This is a genomic window from Catenuloplanes sp. NPDC051500, from assembly GCF_044454585.1.
Lineage (GTDB): Bacteria > Actinomycetota > Actinomycetes > Mycobacteriales > Micromonosporaceae > Catenuloplanes.
Genome location: NZ_JBITDX010000031.1, coordinates 51,402 through 66,680 on the forward strand (window position 1 = coordinate 51,402; position 15,279 = coordinate 66,680).

Annotated in this window: 16 protein-coding genes and 1 pseudogene; 4 read left to right on the forward strand and 13 right to left on the reverse strand. The window is 70.4% G+C overall.

What is annotated here, in order from left to right; all coding sequences use genetic code 11:
• The first annotated feature begins 28 nt into the window (after nucleotides 1–28).
• Nucleotides 29–952: an exopolyphosphatase gene (locus ACIA8K_RS37355; RefSeq protein ID WP_396068208.1), complete on the forward strand. Its 924-nt coding sequence runs from the start codon at nucleotides 29–31 to the stop codon at nucleotides 950–952.
• A gap of 59 nt (nucleotides 953–1,011) precedes the next feature.
• Here ACIA8K_RS37355 and ACIA8K_RS37360 read toward each other — a convergent pair whose 3' ends face one another.
• Both ACIA8K_RS37360 and ACIA8K_RS37365 read right to left on the reverse strand, forming a co-directional pair.
• Nucleotides 1,012–1,422: a TraR/DksA family transcriptional regulator gene (locus ACIA8K_RS37360; RefSeq protein WP_396068210.1), complete on the reverse strand. Its 411-nt coding sequence runs from the start codon at nucleotides 1,420–1,422 to the stop codon at nucleotides 1,012–1,014.
• 144 nt (nucleotides 1,423–1,566) lie between these two features.
• On the reverse strand, nucleotides 1,567–2,187 hold the full coding sequence (locus tag ACIA8K_RS37365) for a uridine kinase (protein ID WP_396068212.1): 621 nt from the start codon (nucleotides 2,185–2,187) through the stop codon (nucleotides 1,567–1,569).
• 202 nt (nucleotides 2,188–2,389) lie between these two features.
• On the opposite strand from ACIA8K_RS37365, the pseudogene ACIA8K_RS37370 reads away from it, so the two are divergent.
• A pseudogene (locus tag ACIA8K_RS37370) lies at nucleotides 2,390–3,916 on the forward strand (PhoX family protein); the annotation flags it as partial.
• A gap of 1 nt (nucleotide 3,917) precedes the next feature.
• Here the strand turns inward: ACIA8K_RS37370 and ACIA8K_RS37375 are convergent.
• The 11 genes from ACIA8K_RS37375 to ACIA8K_RS37425 form a co-directional block, all read right to left on the reverse strand.
• On the reverse strand, nucleotides 3,918–4,331 hold the full coding sequence (locus ACIA8K_RS37375) for a hypothetical protein (protein ID WP_396068214.1): 414 nt from the start codon (nucleotides 4,329–4,331) through the stop codon (nucleotides 3,918–3,920).
• A gap of 68 nt (nucleotides 4,332–4,399) precedes the next feature.
• Complete coding sequence (locus ACIA8K_RS37380; RefSeq protein ID WP_396068215.1) at nucleotides 4,400–4,981, reverse strand: winged helix-turn-helix domain-containing protein; 582 nt, start codon at nucleotides 4,979–4,981, stop codon at nucleotides 4,400–4,402.
• A gap of 32 nt (nucleotides 4,982–5,013) precedes the next feature.
• Nucleotides 5,014–5,499 (reverse strand): rhodanese-like domain-containing protein, encoded by a 486-nt coding sequence (locus tag ACIA8K_RS37385; RefSeq protein ID WP_396068216.1) that lies wholly within the window; start codon nucleotides 5,497–5,499, stop codon nucleotides 5,014–5,016.
• Entirely contained in the window at nucleotides 5,496–5,981 is a 486-nt protein-coding gene (locus ACIA8K_RS37390) for a cysteine dioxygenase (RefSeq protein WP_396068217.1), read from the reverse strand. Before ACIA8K_RS37390 ends, ACIA8K_RS37385 begins: the two co-directional genes overlap by 4 nt.
• A gap of 140 nt (nucleotides 5,982–6,121) precedes the next feature.
• Nucleotides 6,122–7,252: an ABC transporter substrate-binding protein gene (locus ACIA8K_RS37395; RefSeq protein WP_396068218.1), complete on the reverse strand. Its 1,131-nt coding sequence runs from the start codon at nucleotides 7,250–7,252 to the stop codon at nucleotides 6,122–6,124.
• 22 nt (nucleotides 7,253–7,274) lie between these two features.
• A complete protein-coding gene (locus tag ACIA8K_RS37400; RefSeq protein ID WP_396068219.1) occupies nucleotides 7,275–8,111 on the reverse strand; it encodes an ABC transporter permease in 837 nt (278 codons plus the stop codon).
• Nucleotides 8,108–8,935 carry an ABC transporter ATP-binding protein gene (locus ACIA8K_RS37405; RefSeq protein ID WP_396068220.1) on the reverse strand — a complete coding sequence of 276 codons (828 nt, stop codon included), beginning with the start codon at nucleotides 8,933–8,935 and terminating at the stop codon, nucleotides 8,108–8,110. The genes ACIA8K_RS37400 and ACIA8K_RS37405 overlap by 4 nt, the downstream gene beginning before the upstream one ends.
• Before the next feature lie 63 nt (nucleotides 8,936–8,998).
• Nucleotides 8,999–9,853 (reverse strand): ABC transporter permease, encoded by an 855-nt coding sequence (locus tag ACIA8K_RS37410; protein ID WP_396068221.1) that lies wholly within the window; start codon nucleotides 9,851–9,853, stop codon nucleotides 8,999–9,001.
• A complete protein-coding gene (locus ACIA8K_RS37415) occupies nucleotides 9,850–10,851 on the reverse strand; it encodes a TIGR03842 family LLM class F420-dependent oxidoreductase (RefSeq protein WP_396068222.1) in 1,002 nt (333 codons plus the stop codon). The genes ACIA8K_RS37410 and ACIA8K_RS37415 overlap by 4 nt, the downstream gene beginning before the upstream one ends.
• A gap of 11 nt (nucleotides 10,852–10,862) precedes the next feature.
• On the reverse strand, nucleotides 10,863–12,263 hold the full coding sequence (gene hydA, locus ACIA8K_RS37420) for a dihydropyrimidinase (RefSeq protein ID WP_396068223.1): 1,401 nt from the start codon (nucleotides 12,261–12,263) through the stop codon (nucleotides 10,863–10,865).
• Nucleotides 12,263–13,102, reverse strand: coding sequence for a nitrilase-related carbon-nitrogen hydrolase (locus ACIA8K_RS37425; RefSeq protein ID WP_396068224.1), 840 nt, complete (start codon nucleotides 13,100–13,102; stop codon nucleotides 12,263–12,265). The genes hydA and ACIA8K_RS37425 overlap by 1 nt, the downstream gene beginning before the upstream one ends.
• A 140-nt stretch (nucleotides 13,103–13,242) precedes the next feature.
• Between ACIA8K_RS37425 and ACIA8K_RS37430 the strand changes: the two genes are divergently transcribed.
• Nucleotides 13,243–14,625 (forward strand): PLP-dependent aminotransferase family protein, encoded by a 1,383-nt coding sequence (locus ACIA8K_RS37430; RefSeq protein WP_396068225.1) that lies wholly within the window; start codon nucleotides 13,243–13,245, stop codon nucleotides 14,623–14,625.
• A gap of 85 nt (nucleotides 14,626–14,710) precedes the next feature.
• A partial coding sequence (locus tag ACIA8K_RS37435; protein ID WP_396068226.1) for an AAA family ATPase occupies nucleotides 14,711–15,279 on the forward strand: 569 nt, incomplete at its 3' end.

The following is a 15,279-nucleotide window of genomic DNA, read 5'->3' on the forward strand; positions in this document are numbered from 1 at the left end:
GGAGGCGACCCACGTGAAGCATCGGCTGGTGACCCGGAGCGACTTCGACGGGCTGGTCTGCGCGGTGCTGCTGCGCCGGCTCGACATGATCGACGATGTGCTCTTCGTGCACCCGAAGGACGTGCAGGACGGCGTCGTCGACATCCGGCCGACGGACATCCTGACCAACCTGCCGTACGCGCCCGAGGCACACCTGGTCTTCGACCACCACCACTCCGAGACGATCCGGGTCGGCGGCAAACCGGAGAACCACGTGATCGACGCGAGCGCACCCTCGGCCGCGCGCGTGGTCTACGACTACTACGGCGGCGTGGCGCAGTTCCCGGACCTGTCGTTCGACCTGATGGACGCGGTCGACAAGGCGGACTCGGCCGCGTACAGCATCGAGGAGATCCTCCGGCCGACCGGGTGGACGCTTCTCAACTACCTGATGGACAGCCGCACCGGGCTGGGCCGCTTCCAGAACTTCCGGATCTCCAACTACCAGCTGATGATGCAGCTGATCGACGCCTGCCTGCACCACCAGGACGTGGAGCAGATCCTGGCGCTGCCGGACGTGGCCGAGCGCGTGCTGCTCTACCGCGACCAGTCCGAGCTGTTCGTGGCACAGCTGAAGCGGGTCTGCACGATCACCAACGACGTGGTCGTGGTGGACCTGCGGGACGAGGAGACCATCCACGCGGGCAACCGGTTCATGGTCTACGCGCTGTACCCGGAGGCGCGCGTCTCCGTGCACGTGATCTGGGGCCGGCAGAAGCTGAATACCGTGTTCGCGGTCGGCAAGTCGATCGTGGACCGCAGCTCGCCTGTGGACGTGGGCGCGATCTGCCTCGGCTACGGCGGCGGCGGGCACCTCGCGGCCGGGACCTGCCAGGTGCCGCACGAGGAGTCGGAGCGGGTGCTCAAGGAGATCGTCACCGCGTGCAGTGCGCCGCGGCACGTCAGCGCCTGACGCCAATTTTTTAAGGCCCCGGGGAATGTCCCCCGGGGCCTTACGCATGCTTGTGGAGATCAGAGCGCGCGACGCTCCCGGTTGCTCTTGCAGGCGACGCAGGTGGTGGCGGACGGGAAGATCGCCAGCCGCTCCACCGGGATCGGCTTGGTGCAGGAGTCGCAGTAGCCGTAGGTGCCGGCGTCAAGCGACTCCATCGCGCGGGCGAACTGGTCACGGCGGTCCAGCACGGTGCGGAGAAGCGCCGAGGCGGCCTCGCGCTCCGCGACCTTGGTGCCGCTGTCCGCGCTGTCGTCGCCGGCCGCGTCGTCGATCTCGCTCTGGCGCAGCGCCTGGCTGTCCGCGAGCGCGGACTCGTACTCCGCGGTGAGCTCCTCGAACCGCTGCTGGAGACTGGTCCGGATCTGGTCGGTCTCGTGATCCGGGCGCGCGGTCTTGGTGCCACCGGTCATGACGCTGTTGACGAGCATGGTCCCCCCTCTTCCTCTGCAAAGCCGTCTGTGTGAATCCTCGGCCGTCGTCCCCCGCACGAGGAGCCCGTATGCCGTCGCTGTCGTGAGGTCGGCCAGGTACCCCGCGTAATCGTCCTCCAAACCGGAACTCCCGGTAAAAGATCACGCATATTCGACCAGAGCCGGGTGCCGGGGATCGTCCATCCGGACAACGACGTCGGCGAACGTGGCGGGCGCGACCTCGTCGTCATAACGAGCGAAGGCCGGGACCGTCCACAGCTCACTCTCCGGGGTACGCCGCGCGAGTGCGGCCGCCGACTGCGTCAGATGCACGGCCACGTCGAACGTCAGCGTCCCGCCGAGCAGGAACTGGCCGCTGACCAGCACGATCCCGTCGACGGGAAGCTCCTGGTAGGGCGCGCGGGTGGCCCGGTCGGCCACCGGGTCCCACAGCGAGGGCAGCACGCGCCCGGGCTCGGCCGGGTGCAGCACCTCGCGGAGCAGCCCGGCCTCGTCCAGCCAGCCCTCGTAGAACGAATCCGCGTTGTGCCTGCCGAACTCGTACCGCAACGATGCTGGCCGCAGGAAACCACCGGCCGGCACGTGAAGTGCCGCCCGGCCCCGGGCCCGCAGCGGATCGACGAGCGCGGCCGCCAGCTCCTCCACCCCGGCCGACGCCGCACCGTCCACGGCGACCCGCAGGCGTGCGCCCGCCTGGTCTGCCGCCAGGCGGTCGGCGAGCTCCTCCACCAGTTTCGGCGGGGAGATGGGCCGGATCATCATGCGGCTCATCGTGCCAACCGAACCTGATGATTACCTGTGCCGCAGCCCTGGCATTTCCCTGGGAGCGTCGCCCCTAGGGGCACCCGCTCCGGGGTTAGGCTGCGACGGTCAGACATCGATGTCCGTCGTGGCTCGCCGCGGCGGGGAACAGGGAGGTTCCGATGTCCGGTCTGCCGATCATCAGCCGTCACCCCGGCGGGCGTTCCCCGGCTTCACTACGCTCGAGGCGATGACCGTCGCGCAGGTCGAGGTGGCGATGGCGGCGCACGGCATGTCGGTGGTGGAGATCGAGCGGGCCGGGCGCACCGGGCGGTGGCGTCCCGTACGCGGCCCGCGTCTGCCCTACAACCGCCGGTTCACGATGCTGTCCACGCCGTTCCGGTTCGACGGGCCGGTGGCCGGTTCGTCCTGGCTGCGCACGGCCGCGGACCCGGCCGGGCGGACCGCGATCGGCACGCTCAACAACTGTGCGGGCGGCGTCACGCCGTGGGGCACGGTGCTGTCCGGTGAGGAGAACGTCAACCAGTACTTCGTCGGCGGTGATCAGGCACCGGAGCAGCTCAAACCCCGGCTGGCCCGGTACGGCGTGACGGTGAGCACCCGCTACCCGGCCGACTCCCGCCGGTGGGAGCGGGCGCAGGAGCGTTTCGACCTGGCCCGCCATCCGAACGAGGCGCACCGGTTCGGGTGGATCGTCGAGGTCGACCCGCACGAGCCGGGCAGTGTGCCGCGCAAGCACACCGCGATGGGCCGGCTCAAGCACGAGGGGGCGAACGTGATCGTCTCCCGGCGGGGCAACGTGGCCGCGTACATGGGGGACGACGAGCGCTTCGAGTACCTCTACAAGTTCGTCTCGGACGGGCGGTACCGGCCCGGCGACCGGCGGCACAACCTGACGCTGCTCTCCTCCGGCACGCTCTACGTCGCGCAGCTCACCGGGGACAGCCCGCCCGCCGAGATCGACGGCACCGGCACGCTGCCCTCGGACGGCGCGTTCGACGGGACCGGGCGGTGGATCCGGCTCGCGTCCGGCGACCGCTCGCACGTGCCGGGGATGACTGTCGAGGAGGTGCTTACCTTCACCCGCCAGGCCGGCGACGCGGTCGGCGCGACCCGGATGGACCGGCCGGAGGACGTGCAGCCGAGCCCGCGTACCGGGAAGATCTACGCGGCGCTCACCAACAACATCAACCGGGCGGTCGGTGCGTACCCGGGCGTGGACGAGGCGAACCCGCGGCGGCAGAACCGGCACGGCCAGATCCTGGAGATCACCGAGGACGGCGGCGACCACACCGGCGAGACGTTCGCCTGGTCGCTGCCGATCGTCTGCGGTGATCCGGACGACCCGGCCACCTACTTCGCCGGGTACGACAAGTCTGCGGTGTCGCCGATCTCCTGCCCGGACAACGTCGCGTTCGACGGCGCCGGGAACCTTTGGATCGCCACCGACGGCAACGCTCTGGGCAGCAACGACGGGCTCTTCGCCACAGCGATCGAGGGCCCGGAGCGCGGCCACCTCAAGCAGTTCCTGACCGTACCCCCGGGGGCCGAGACCTGTGGTCCGTTCCTCACCTCGGACGGCAGGTCGGTGTTCGTGGCGGTCCAGCACCCGGGCGAGATCGACGGCGCGACGCTTGACGAGCCCGCGTCGCGCTGGCCGGACGGCGACTTCGCGAAGCCGGCGGTCACGGTGACCTGGCGCCCGGACGGAGGCCGGGTGGGCAGCTGAGTCACAGCGCCCGGACGCCGGTGATCAGCAGCGCGAGGCCGACCGCGAGCAGGCCGAGCGCGAGGACTGCCGCACCGGCCCAGAGCAGCGCGATCAGCCGGCCGGGACGCTGCGGGTCCCGGCCGAGCACGCTGAGGAAGAAGCCGGCCGGGATCAGGATCGCGGCGGCCAGCACGCCGAGGTAGGCGTACTGCCACGGGCCACGGACGTCGCCCGCGCTGAGCAGCAGCGCGCAGACCAGGCCGAGCGTGACTAGCACGCCGGCGTGCGCGTGGCCGGCCCGGAAGAACGACTTCTGCAGCTCGTTTGCGGGCTGGCCGCCGGTGACCACGCGCAGCACGAACGTGCCGCCGAACGCGATCGAGACCACTGTGAGCACTGTGGCGCCGGTGACGATGAGCGTGATCGGTTCCATGACGGCCTCTCGGATAGTTGGACTATCCGAGTATGGATAGTCCGGCTATCCGAAGTCAAGCGGCGATCTCACCCGTCGGCGCGCACCGTCACCCTGGCGTCGTCGGCGAGGCGGTAGCCCACGCCGTAGACCGTGGTGATCAGCGGGACCTCGACGCCGAGCTTCATCCGCAGGCGGCGCACGTGCACGTCGACAGTGCGCACGCCGGCGTGCTCGTAGCCCCAGACCGCGGAGAGCAGCTGCATGCGGCTGAAGACACGGCGTGGGTTGTTCGCGAAGAAGTGCAGCAGGTCGAACTCCAGCCGGGTGAGGCTGAGCGGCTCGCGGCCGATGAAGACGGTCCGGGAGCCGGCGTAGACGGTGAGGCCGGCGAGGTCCGGCACGACACGCAGCTCCGACTCGGCACGCAGCTCCGACTCGGCGCGCGGCTCCGGCTCCGGCACGGGGACGCCGGTGTCGGCCACCGACACCTGGCCCCCGCCCAGCGCGGCCAGCTCCCGGATCACCTCGAGCAGGCGGGTGTTGTCGCCGAGGCCGAGCGGGATGGAGAGCGTGACGGTCACGGCCGGACGGCGGGCGCCGGGGGTGGTGGCGCGGCCGGGACCGGCGGCGGGCCGCTGGTGACGGGGGGCGAGAGCGATGACCGACATGTCTCCTCCTGGGGAAACGACCTGCGAGAACGTCAGGCAGGCTGGTAGCTGGGCTGCAATCGGGGCGCGTTTGCGGGCGGGTAGGCGGGGAGCCCGGCCATCCGCCAGGCGCGGAATCCGCCGGTGAGGTCGGTGGCGAGGTAGAGGCCGAGCTCCTTGAGCGCGGCCGCGGCGAGCGAGGAGGTGTAGCCCTCCTGACAGAAGACGATCACCGGCAGGTCGTACCTGTCGGCGAACGGCAGCCGGGCGTCGGAGCGCGGGTCGAGGCGCCACTCAAGCACGTTGCGCTCGATGACCAGCGCGCCGGGGATCTCGCCGGTGGCCGCGCGCTGGGCGGCGGGCCGGATGTCGACGAGCATCGCACCGGCGTGGACGGCCAGGTGCGCCGCCTCCGGCTCCAGCCGGTCGAGCGTGCGGCGCGCGGTCTCCAGCACGTCGGCGATGCCGCGCGATCCCTGCGGCGGGGTGTGGTGGGCCGGACAGGAGTCGAGCACGGAGCTGTTCCAGGGCGTGATCACCAGGCCACCCCCGCGCGGTCGATCTCCAGCACGCGCAGCGCGCCGTCCTGCAGCCGGTAGCGCGTCATCTGGGTGAGCGCCGGGCCGTAGACGTGCAGGCTGACCGCGGGCGCGGCCGAGGTGTTGACGATGCGGTGCACGTGCTGGGCGCTGAACGGCCGAGCGTCGCCGGCGACGTAGGCATCGCTGCGGAGGACGGCACCGGACACACCCGCGTGCACGGTCTCCTCGGTGAGCGAACCCGAGACGATCACGAACGTGCCGGCCGACCCGCCGTGGTCGTGCAGGTCGGTGGACTGGCCGGGCAGCCAGGTGAGCAGCCACGCCTCGTGGTCGGCGGCCGCGAACAGCCGCGAGTACCACCGCGAGGCGGCGTCGAAGCGCGGCTCCACACCCCAGGACGCGGGGTCCGCGGCGGTGCGCCGGGCGACATCGCGCAGCCGGCTGACGCGGCCGGGCGCTTCAAGATCAAGTGCGCTCATCGTTGAGGTCCTCAGAACTCGTCGGAACTACTGAAGCAATAGGAGTCTAGCCGATAAACCCTATAGGTTTGATAGGGATACGGGCAGAAAGAAAAAGAGGCGCCCGGCACAGTCGCCGGGCGCCCCTCACGTCGGGTGAATCAGGCGCCACCCTCCGAGAGCGTGACAGTGGCCGGCGTGAAACCGGAGCCCACCACGTCAGTGCCGGACGAACTCAGCGAGTCGAGCGCCCGCTGCACAAAGTCGTTTGTGAATGCGGTGCCCTCCGGCTGCGCGGTGAGCACGGTCTGGCCGTCCTGGTTCTTCGTGCTCATCGCCAGCGCGACGGTGGCCTTCCAGGCGGCCTCGTCGATGAGACCCACGCGTGACGTGGACGGCCAGATCAGCTTGTTGACCTCGTTCATCTGCCACAGCTGGTGACCGGCGCCGAGCTTCGACCCCTTCGCAACCACGAGGTCCCGGCAGGCCGAAGCGTTGTCCCGGCAGAACGCCCAGCCCTTCAGCGTACCGGCGAGGAATTTGACTGTGGTGTCCTGATAGGCGGGGTCGGCGAGCTTCTCCGCGTTCGCCCAGACCGCGTCCTGAAGCATCGCGGTCCCGGCCGTGTTCCAGTCGAGCACCGTGAAGTCGGACGGCTGGTACAACTGGCCGGTGGCGGGGTTGCGAGCCTCAAGCAGCTGCGCGTACTCGTTGTAGCTCATCGCCTGGGCCGCGTCGATGTCGCCGGAGAGCAGCGCCTGCATGTCGAACTGCTGCTGCACGAGCGTCACGTCCCTCCCCGGGTCCAGCCCGGCCTTGGTCATGGCCGCGAACAGCTCGAACTCGTTGCCGAACCCCCAGTTGCCGACCTTCTTGCCGCGCAGGTCCGCCGGGGTCCTGATGTTCGATGTCGCGAACGAGACCTGGTACGTCCCGGACTTCTGGAAGATCTGCGCCACCTGGGTGATCCCGGCGCCCTGCTCGCGGGAGGCCAGCGCCTTCGGCACCCAGGCGACCGCGTAGTCGGCCTGCCCCTGCGCGAGCACTGTCTGCGGCACGATGTCCACGCCGCCCTCGAGGATCGTCACGTCGAGGCCCTGCTCGCGGTAGAAGCCCTTGTCGACAGCGGCCAGGAACCCGCCGAACTGGGCCTGCACGAACCATTGCAACTGCAGCTTGACCGGAATCAGGCCGCCACCGGCACCCGGCGAGGCGGCCTGGTCGGCGGTCCCGCAACCGGCAAGCGCGACGCCGGCGGCCAGGAGTGTGGTCAGGAGTATTCGAATCTTCACAGCGTCCTCCGAAGCAGGGGGGTCAACGTGAGCGCCACGGCGTCGCCAGACGCTCCAGCAGCAGCGCGATGAGGTAGAAGACGAGTCCGAGCACGCACGCCCCGAGGACGAAGGCCCACGCTCTGGGATATGCGGTGTTGGCCGCCGCCGAGGTGATCCGCGAGCCCAGGCCGTCCTGCAGACCGCCGAAGTACTCGCTTACCACCGCCGCGATCACCGCCAGGGAGGACGCCTGGCGGATCCCGGTGAAGACGAACGGCAGCGCGCCCGGCAACCGCACCAGCCGGGTGAACGACCAGCCGCTCGCGGCATAGCTGTCCATCAGCTCCCGGTGGATGGGGTCGACCTCGCGCAGCCCGCGCAGCGTGTTGATGTAGACGGGAAAGAACACCACTATCGCGACCACCAGCCGGCGCGGGATGTTGCTGGTGGCCGAGAACATGGTGTTCAGGATCGGGGCCAGCGCGATGATCGGCAGCGCGTTGACCGCGGCCGCGATCGGCACCGACACCTCGGCGAGGAACCGGAACCGGGCGGCGGCCATCGCGGCAAGCAGCGCGACCGTCACGCCGAGCACCAGCCCGGCCAGCGCGTTCGTACCGCTGGCCAGCCCGGTCTTGATGATCGTGTCCAAACTCCTGGTGAACTGCTCCCAGATGGCGGACGGCGCGGGCAGCACGAACGGCGCCACCCGCCCCAGCGTGACGACCGCCTCCCAGGCCGACAGCCCCGCCACCCCCACAAGCAACGGCGGAAGAACCTGAAGAACAACACCTTTCACGCCCTCAGCGGTACGGTGGCGTCCGCGCGACGGCCCGGCCGGGTCCACCGCCACCGCACGGTCGACGAGCACGCTCACCGGTCCGCCCCCACCGTCTCGCCGTCGGCGGAGGCGGCAGTGGCGGAGGCGGCGGTCCCGCGCAGCGCCGCGCGGACCGTCGTGATGCCGGTGAAGAAGCCCGGCGACTGCCGCGTGGTCTCGGTGCGTGTGCCCAGGTCGATCGGCACCACGTCGGTGATCCGGCCGGGACGCGGGCTCATCACCACCACCCGGTCCGCCAGGTAGACCGCCTCCGGGATCGAGTGCGTGACGAAGACCGTGCTGGTGCCGGTGGACGCGCAGATCCGCAGCAGCTCGTCCTGGAGGCGCTCCCGGGTCATCTCGTCCAGCGCGCCGAACGGCTCGTCCATCAGCAGCAGCGGCGGGTGCACCGCGAGCGCACGGGCGATCGCCACCCGCTGCTGCATGCCGCCGGACAGCTGCGCCGGATAGTGGCCCGCGAAGTCGGCCAGGCCGACCAGCTCGAGCATCTCCTCCGCGCGCGCCCGGCGTTCCTTCCGGCCGTGGCCGCGCAGTTCGAGCGGCAGCTCCACGTTGCGGCGCACGGTCCGCCACTCGAAGAGTCCGGCCTGCTGGAACGCGATGCCGTACTCCTGGTCCAGCCGCGCCTGCCGGGCCGGTTTACCCGCGACAGTGACCGTGCCGGCGCTGCCCGGTATCAGGTCCGCGACCAGGCGCAGCAGCGTGGACTTGCCGCAGCCGGACGGGCCGATCAGCGCGATGAACTCACCACGCGCGATGGTCAGGTCGACGCCGGTCAGCGCGGCCACCTCGCCGGCCCGGCCCTCGTTGAAGATCTTGCTGACGCCGCGCAGCTCCACGGCCGTCTCGGGTGCGGTCATTGGCAACGCCTTCCGTGGCGAGGGGGAACTCACGGCGTACCCGCGAAGGGGTGTGATCGGGGGTCAGCGTGTGAGCGCTGTGCGGCGGGTCAGGAGGAGTTCGGCGAGCGCGACAGTGCCCGCCACCGCGAGACCGAGCAGCGCCGCGCCGATCATTGCGGTGTAGACCTTTGCGGGGTCGCTTGTGGCCTCGCGGGAGTACTCGATGATCAGGCGGCCGATGCCGCCGCGGGTGCCCGTGGAGATCTCCCCGACCACGGCGCCGACCACCGCGGACGCGCCCGCCAGCCGCAGCGCCGGGAACAGGTAGGGGGTCGACGCGGGCAGCCGGAGCTTCCACAGCGTGCGCCACCAGCCGGCCGCGTAGCTGCGCATCAGCTCCTCCGCGATCGGCGCGGGGCTCTGCAGACCGCGCAGCGCGCCGACCGCGACCGGGAAGAACGCGAGATAGGCGGCGATCACCGAGACTGACATCCAGGGCTGCCACGGGTACGCGCCGAGCTGCAGCCGCCCGCCCCAGCCCGCGATGACCGGTGCGAGCGCGATGAGCGGAACGGTCTGGGACAGGATCACATAGGGCAGCAGGCCGCGCTCGGCGATCCGGAACCGCTGCATCAACACCGCAAGCAGCAGGCCGATCACACCGCCGGCGACCAGCCCGACCGCCACGTTGCGCAGCGTGAACAGGCAGGCGGCGAGCACCACGAGCCAGATCGGGTCGCCGCCGGTCAGCTCCGCGCGGCCGAAGCGCTCAAGGATGTCGAGCACGTGCGGCATCGCGGCGTCGCTCGCGCGGGGCAGCAGCCGGACGCCGAGAATCTCGGTGCCCTGCGGGTCGCCGACCGCCTTGTAGCCCTCCCAGAGCGCCACGCCGGCGGCCAGACCCAGGACGGCCGCCAGCGGGGTCCTGAGCCTCACGACGCGAAGGCCGGGATGACGTGCTTGCCGTACTCGGCGAGCGTGTGCTCCTGGTCGTCGTGCTGAAGGTAGACAGCGAACTGGTCGACGCCGAGGTCGCGGAGCGCGTGCAGCTTCTCCAGGTGCGCCTCGACCGGTCCGAGGATGCAGAAGCGGTCGACGATCTCGTCCGGGACGAACGAGGTGTGGGTGTTGCCGGCGCGCCCGTGCTCGCTGTAGTCGTACCCCTGGCGGCCCTTGATGTAGTCGGTGAGCGCCTGCGGGACCGCGCCGTCCGCGCCGTAGCGCGCCACGATGTCGGCCACGTGGTTGCCGACCATGCCGCCGAACCAGCGCGTCTGCTCCCGCTGATGCGCGATGTCGTCACCGATGTAGGCGGGCGCGGCCACGCAGAACGTGATCGCGTCGGGGTCCCTGCCCGCCTTCGACGCCGCGTCCCGGACCGAGGTGATCATCCAGGCCGCGATGTCCGGGTCGGCGAGCTGGAGGATGTAACCGTCCGCGACCTCACCTGTCAGCGCGAGCGCCTTCGGGCCGTAGGCGGCGACCCACACCTCCAGGTTCGCGTCCGCCGACACCCACGGGAAGTGCACGTCGTTGCCGTTGTAGGTGGCGTGCCGGCCGCTGCCCAGGTCCCGGATGACCTGGACGGACTCGCGCAGCTCGCGCAGCGACGTCGGCTTCAGCCCGAGCGTGCGGACCGCGGAGTCGCCACGGCCGATGCCGCAGATCGTCCGGTTGCCGTACATCTCGTTGAGCGTGGCGAACGTGCTTGCCGTGACAGTCACGTCCCGGGTGCCCGGGTTGGTGACCATCGGGCCGACGATCACCCGCTCGGTGGTGGCGAGAATCTGCGAGTGGATGACGTACGGCTCCTGCCAGAGCAGGTGCGAGTCGAACGTCCAGACATGGCTGAAGCCGGCGGCCTCGGCCTGCTGGGCCAGCTCCACCACGCGGCGGGCGGGCGGATCGCATTGGAAGACGACTCCGATGTCCATCTGTCGCCCTTTCAGACCAGGTAGGAGGAGAGGCCGCGCTTGACGAACTGCCCGTGGCCCTTCCGGCCGTGGTAGGCGCCGTCACTCACGATCTTCTGCCCGCGCGAGAACACGGTGTCGACCTTGCCGGCGATCTCGTAGCCCTCCCAGGCCGAGTAGTCCATGTTCATGTGGTGGGTGTCCACGCCGATCCGGGTCCGGCCGTTCGGGTCGTAGAGCACGATGTCCGCGTCCGAGCCGGGCGCGATGATCCCCTTCTGCGGGTACAGGCCGAACATCCGCGCGGGCGTGGTCGCGATCGTCTCCACCCAGCGGGCCAGCGACAACTTCTTGTCCACGACGCCCTGGTAGAGCAGGTCCACGCGGTGCTCGACGCTGCCGATGCCGTTCGGGATCTTCGAGAAGTCCCCGATGCCCAGATCCTTCTGGTCCTTGAAGCAGAACGGGCAGTGGTCGGTCGACACGATCGACAGGTCGTTGCTGCGCAGGCCCTTCCACAGGTCGCGGCGGTGGTGCTCGTGCTTGGACCGCAGCGGCGTGGAGCAGACCCACTTCGCGCCCTCGAATCCGGGCGCCCCCAGCTGGTCCTCGAGCGTCAGGTAGAGGTACTGCGGGCAGGTCTCGGCGAACACGTTCCGCCCGGCGTCGCGCGCCTCGGCCACCGCCTCAAGCGCCTTGCTCGCGGACAGGTGCACGATGTAGAGCGGGCAGTCCGCGGCCACGCTGGCCAGCTGGATCGCCCGGTGCGTCGCCTCCGCCTCAAGCGCCTCCGGCCGGGTCAGGCCGTGGAAGACCGGGTCGGTCTCGCCGCGCGCAAGGGCCTGCTGGACCAGCACGTCGATCGCCGGGCCGTTCTCCGCGTGCATCATGATCATGGCGCCGTTATCCCGCGCCTTCTGCATCGCGCGCAGGATCTGGCCGTCGTCGCTGTAGAACACGCCGGGGTACGCCATGAACAGCTTGAAGCTGCTCACGCCCTCGTCCGCGACAAGCTGGTCCATCGCCTTCAGCGCGTCGTCGGTGACCCCGCCGAGGATCATGTGGAACGCGTAGTCGATGTGGCACTCGCCCGCCGTCTTCGCGTGCCAGGCGGCCAGCCCGTCCTGCACGACCTCGCCGGTGCGCTGGATCGCGAAGTCGATGATCGTGGTGGTGCCGCCGAACGCGGCCGCGCGGGTGCCGGTGTCGAACGTGTCAGACGCCTCGGTGCCGCCGAACGGCATCTGCATGTGCGTGTGCGCGTCGATGCCGCCGGGGATGACGTACCTGCCGGTGGCGTCGATTGTTGTTGCGGTCTCCGGCCCTTTGCCCCGCGCGAACAGCGCGACGATCTTCTCGCCGTCGATCAGGACATCGTTCTCGTGCACGCCGGTCGGCGAGACGACGGTGCCGTTGGTGATCAGCGTCGTCATCAGGGCTTCACCAGCGTCTCGTAGGAGTCCGGGCGGCGGTCCCGGTAGAACTGCCAGCGGTCGCGGACCGTCTCCAGCAGACCCAGGTCCAGGTCGCGGACGATCAGCTCCGGGCTGTGCGCGTCGCCGACCTCGCCGACGAACTTGCCCTCCGGGTCGACGAAGTACGACGTCCCGTAGAAATCGTTGTCCCCGAGTTCTTCGATTCCGGTGCGGTTGATCGCACCGATGAAGAACTCGTTCGCCACCGCGCTGGCCGGCTGTTCCAGCTGCCAGAGATAGGCGGAGAGGCCGCGACTTGTGGCGGACGGGTTGAATACGATCTTGGCACCGGCCAGGCCGAGCGCGCGCCAGCCCTCGGGGAAGTGCCTGTCGTAGCAGATGTACACGCCGATCCGGCCGACCGCGGTGTCGAACACCGGATAACCAAGGTTTCCGGGGCGGAAGTAGAACTTCTCCCAGAACCCCTTGACCTGCGGAATGTGGTTCTTTCGGTATTTACCCAGATAACTGCCGTCCGCGTCGACCACGGCGGCGGTGTTGTAGAGGACGCCGGGCTGCTCCTGCTCGTACATCGGCAGCACCATCACCATGCCCAACTCCCTGGCCAGGGCCTGGAACCGCTCGGTGGTGGGGCCGGGGACCGACTCCGCGTACGCGTAGAACCCGGCGTCCTGGACCTGGCAGAAATACGGCCCGTAGAACAGCTCCTGGAAACAGATGACCTGAGCTCCCTGCGCGGCCGCCTGCCGGGCATACTCCTCATGGGCCTTGATCATGCTTTCTTTGTCGCCGGTCCAGTTCGTCTGGACGATGGCGGCACGAACGACGTCTGCCATGGTTCCCCTCCAAGGGTCGCCGGTTTTCCGCAGTCTTGTCTTCGAGCTTGTGCCGGATAAGGCCGATGGCGTAGGACTTTAACGACACAGGTACGGGCGGACAATGGCCAATCTGTTACAGCCTATTGCGGAGAAGTAACATGCTGCAGCTCATCGCCGGAGCGGTCAATGACCGCAGCGCGCGTGGAATAGCGGCCGCGGTCAGCCGACTCGTCCACACCGGAGAACTTCCCGCGGGGGCCAGGCTGCCGACGGTACGATCGGTGGCACGCGAACTCGGCATCAGCCCGACCACCGTCAGCGAGGCCTGGCGCAGCCTCGCCACCGCCGGGGCGATCCAGACCCGCGGCCGGTCCGGCACGTTCGTGCTGACGCCCGGCCGCCCCCGGCAGAAGCTGCGGTACGCGCGAGTCACCGCCGGCCCGGCCGCACTCCCCCACGACTTCTCCACAGGCGTACCCGACCACGACCTGCTGCCCGACCTCGGGTCCGCGCTGCGCCGGATCGGCGACACCAGATTCACCACCTCCTACCTGGAGGAGCCGGTGCTGCCCCGACTCGAATCGGTGCTGCGCGAACGCTGGCCGTTCCCGCCGCACCAGCTCACCGTGGTCGACGGCGCGCTAGACGCGATCGACCGGCTCACCTCGGCGGTGGTCCGGTTCGGCGACCACGTGCTTGTGGAGAACCCCGCGTTCCCGCCGGTGCTCGACCTGCTCGAGTCGGTGGGCGCGGTGGCCGTACCCGTGGCGATGGACGCGGACGGCCTGCTGCCCGCGTCGCTGCGTACCGCGCTCGACGTCGGGCCTACCGCGCTCTACCTGCAGCCACGCGCGCACAACCCGACCGGCGTGTCGATGACGCCGGCCCGCGCCGAGCAGCTCGCGGCCGTGCTCGCCGCGCACCCGCTCGGCGGCGGCGTGATGGTGGTGGAGGACGACCACGCGGGCGACATCGCCACCGCGACCCCGGTAAGCATCGGCGCCTGGCTTCCGGAGCAGACCGCGCACGTGCGCAGCTTCTCCAAGTCACACGGCCCGGACCTGCGGCTGGCCGCGGTCGGCGGCCCGAGCGCGCTGATCGCCGCCGTCGCCGACCGGCGGCTGCTCGGCCCCGGCTGGTCCAGCCGCATCCTCCAGGCCGTGCTGCTCGACCTGCTCACCGACTCGGCAGTGGTCAAACAGATCACCGCCGCACGGCGCGAGTACGCGGCCCGGCGCGACGCGCTGCTGACCGCGCTCGCGGCCCGGGACGTGCGCGCCACGGCCGCGGACGGGATCAACATGTGGGTAAGCGTCCGGGACCAGCAGGTGGCGATGCTCAGCCTGGCCGCGCACGGGATCGGCGTGGCGCCGGGCGCGCCGTTCGAGGTGGAGCCGCTGGACGGCGACCACATCCGGGTCACGGTCGGGCTGATCCGGGACGGATTCGACGACCTGGCGGACATCCTGGCATCGGCCGCGGGCGCCCGGCACCAGACAAGCGGGCGCCGGACCCGATCCCTGCGCCGCGGCACACGGTGACGCACTGGCGGGTACACCGTCGCCGGATAGTCGTTCTAACTGCGCTTTCTTCGGCAAGGCCAGCGCCGGACTAGGATGCGCATCCATGGTTCAGCGACCGGACGTGCCCGGCTATCCCGGCCTCCCGGAGCTCTCCGGCGGCCATCTCGTCATCCCGCGGCCCCGCCCCGCCGACTCGCCGCTCGCCTTCCCGCCGCTCGCCGCCCACCCACCGCTCGGCGTCTCGCTGCCCGGCAGTCTGGGCGAGCGGCTGCGGGCGGCCCGCGACCGGGCATTCGTCGGCCGGGACCGCGAGTTGGCCGCGTTCCGCGCGGTGCTGCGCGACGGCGGCGTGCTCCACCTGCACGGGCCCGGCGGCATCGGCAAGTCCACGCTGCTGCGCCGGCTCGCGGACGAGGCCCGGGACGCCGGACGCACTGTCGTCGAGGTGGACGGCCGGGCCGTCGGCGTCCCGCCGGCTGGATTCACACCGGCCGGGTCGGCATCGGCCGGGTCGGCATCGGCCGGATTCGCGCCGTCGGGATCCGCGCCAGCCGGGTCGGCGCCGTCAGGATTCACGCCAGCCGGGTCGGCGCCGTCAGGATTCACGCCAGCCGGGTCGGCGCCGTCAGGATTCACGCCAGCCGGGTCGGCGCCGTCAGGATTCACGCCAGC